The following is a 363-nucleotide window of genomic DNA, read 5'->3' on the forward strand; positions in this document are numbered from 1 at the left end:
ATGCTGGAAAAGTACTTTCTCTTGCCGACAAGATTAGTTCTGTCGTTGACAGCCTACCCTCACTTCAAGCAGTCATTAGTTTTAACCCTATTGATCGCGACACATCCCATATCCTGACACTCAATACTGCTAAGCACTTAGATTGGATTAATGCGATTAAGAGTAACGACAAGATCAAACTTCATTTTGAAGAAGTCGATTTTAACGACCCGCTTTATATCCTTTATTCATCAGGCACAACTGGAAAGCCTAAATGCATTGTTCATGGAGTGGGCGGAACCTTACTTCAACACATCAAGGAGCTGTCCTTACACAGTGACGTTGTTGAAGGGACAAAACTATTTTATTTCACTACCTGCGGCT

At 41.3% G+C, this 363-nt stretch carries 1 protein-coding gene; it reads left to right on the forward strand.

What is annotated here, in order from left to right; translation table 11 throughout:
- On the forward strand, positions 1 to 363 hold a 363-nt coding region (locus A3739_RS07800; protein WP_156502455.1), incomplete at both ends, for an AMP-binding protein.

It is taken from the genome of Oleiphilus sp. HI0067, assembly GCF_001635735.1.